Raw genomic sequence first — 2,224 nt, forward strand, 5'->3', positions numbered from 1 at the left:
GAACAGACGAAGAAGCGATACCGCAAGAAGCCGACCGACACCGTGAGGCTGTGCGCAGACGATATTATGACACGGCTGAAATTGAAGTCCTACCAAGATACCTATGCCGTGGCGATGGCGAAATACGGGCTGCAAAGGGGCATAGACGGCTCGAAAGCTCGCCACAAGTCCACGCAGCAGTATTATCGGGATATACAGAAACTCTCCGACGACCTCAAAGCGGAAGTGGTGGATTTGCAGCAGCAGAAAGAAACGGCACAGGAGGAACTAAGACGGGCGAAAAAAGAAATACAGACCGAGAAGCTGAAAGGGGCGGCAACCACCGCAGCCGCCAACATCGCCGAGAGCGTCGGTTCTCTTTTCGGCAGTAACAAGGTCAAGACGCTGGAAAGGGAGAACACCGCCCTGCATAAGGAGGTAGCCGACCACGAGGAAACCATCGAAGCCCTGCAAGATAGGATACAGACCATGCAGGCAGACCACAGCAGGGAGATACGGGAAATGCAGCAAAAGCACGGCAGGGAGATAGCCGACAAGGACACAAGGCACAAGCAGGAAATATCGTTTCTGAAAACGGTAATCGCAAGGGCGGCAGCATGGTTTCCCTATTTCCGTGAAATGCTCCGTATCGAAAACCTCTGCCGCCTTGTCGGGTTCGATGAAAGGCAGACCGCAACGCTCGTCAAGGGAAAGCCGTTGGAGTATGCAGGGGAACTCTACTCGGAGGAACACGGACGGAAATTCACGACCGAAAGGGCAGGTTTCCAAGTGCTGAAAGACCCCACGGACGGGACTAAATTGGTTCTTGCCATCGACCGAAAGCCCATTGCCGAGTGGTTCAAGGAACAGTTCGAGAAGTTAAGGCAGAACATACGCCGACCTATACAACCGCAAAGGAAAGGCAAGGGATTCAAGCTATAAATGTTAAATCCTGCCCGATTTGCCGAAAAAAGTGCGGTACGCTGTTCGTGGTGTACTGCACTTTTTTTATATTTGTTCGCAAGGTGATATACTTGAAGAAAATAACAGCCGATTTCGCTGTTAGCACAATGTTACTGACTGAAGAAATAAAAAGGAAATATGGAAAAAGAATTAAGAAAAATCCTTTTAGAAATAATAGAGTTATTAGAATTTGTGGGTGAAACTGGTTGGATAATCACTCTCAAAAGATTGTATGCAGCCAATGTTTCTTCCCCAAAGGATTGGCTAAGAGAAATTAAAGGTCTATTTGGTGGAATGGGATCATTTACAGATTTGGTTTTAATGAGAAATGGTATCATTTGCATTGATGAAAACAATAGATTAGACCAGCTACGTGATAGATTATACAATAGAATGGTACAATTTTTTGTTGAACTTAATAATTCAGAGAAAAGTCAGTAACATACGGATAAATCGACCTTTTCAAGGTCGATTATCCGCCAGACATTACTAACTTGCAAAAAATATGGTAAATCGAATAGAAATTGAAAGACTACTTCAAAGTAAAGAATTGAAAGAACTATGGCAAACAATTCAACAAGAGTTGCCACAACTTTATTTCTGTAAAGAAAATGACTCTTGGGAGGAAGCACGAATTGATAACCTTGAAGATTACATCTCCGAATGTAATACTTTGCTCTGTAAGTGTAACTTTCAAGAATTATCAATAAAAGATTTATATACTTATCTTTTATCGGATAGTTTTAGGGCTTTTTGCAAATACGTGCTTTTAGAGTGGGAAAACGAAGAAATTGTTATAGATGAGTCGGAGCGAGATTATATATTAAATGAACTTGAAATCTCGGAAGACGAATATAAGCAGCGTTGTAAAACGCATGATTATCTTGATGTTGCAAATTGTTTAATAGATTATTATTTACTGAATAAGCATCCGGATATTTTACTTGAATATTATAAAATGCAAGGATATAAAGAATCGGAACAGATGTTCAAAGATAAAATAAATCTCTATTCGATGTGTAAACGTTAGTAACAAACAGCAAACCGACTGAATAAGCGGAACGCTGCCAAACATTAGTGATTATGAATCAAAAAAAGGAAATATTAGAAAAATTGGCTTTCATAAGACGCCATAAAGAATTTGCATCTTTTGGAGTAAAGGAACAAGAGGTGTCTTATAATCCTTGTCTATCTGAAGAAGATATTAAGGAGTTTGAGCATAAACATTGTATAACTCTTCCTGATGATTACAGAACTTTTATTTCTGAAATAGGAAATGGAG

4 protein-coding genes are annotated in these 2,224 nt (G+C 41.0%); all 4 read left to right on the plus strand.

Annotated elements, in window-relative coordinates; translation table 11 throughout:
- Nucleotides 1-921 (plus strand): mobilization protein (locus tag DW082_RS14060; RefSeq protein WP_118459183.1); only part of this gene is annotated, 921 nt, incomplete at its 5' end.
- Nucleotides 922-1,080: 159 nt separating this feature from the next.
- On the plus strand, nucleotides 1,081-1,383 hold the full coding sequence (locus DW082_RS14065; protein ID WP_118032936.1) for a DUF6966 domain-containing protein: 303 nt from the start codon (nucleotides 1,081-1,083) through the stop codon (nucleotides 1,381-1,383).
- Nucleotides 1,384-1,447: 64 nt separating this feature from the next.
- Nucleotides 1,448-1,972 carry a hypothetical protein gene (locus DW082_RS14070; RefSeq protein ID WP_118032937.1) on the plus strand — a complete coding sequence of 175 codons (525 nt, stop codon included), beginning with the start codon at nucleotides 1,448-1,450 and terminating at the stop codon, nucleotides 1,970-1,972.
- A gap of 53 nt (nucleotides 1,973-2,025) precedes the next feature.
- Nucleotides 2,026-2,224 (plus strand): SMI1/KNR4 family protein (locus DW082_RS14075; protein ID WP_147387086.1); only part of this gene is annotated, 199 nt, incomplete at its 3' end.

The organism is Alistipes sp. AF48-12, from assembly GCF_003477565.1.
In the GTDB taxonomy this organism is placed as follows: domain Bacteria; phylum Bacteroidota; class Bacteroidia; order Bacteroidales; family Rikenellaceae; genus Alistipes_A; species Alistipes_A hominis.

Coding starts and splice junctions, on each gene's coding strand:
- DW082_RS14070 (WP_118032937.1), top strand. CDS start 1,448: ATGGTAAATCGAATAGAAATTGAAAGACTACTTCAAAGTAAAGAATTG.
- DW082_RS14065 (WP_118032936.1), top strand. CDS start 1,081: ATGGAAAAAGAATTAAGAAAAATCCTTTTAGAAATAATAGAGTTATTA.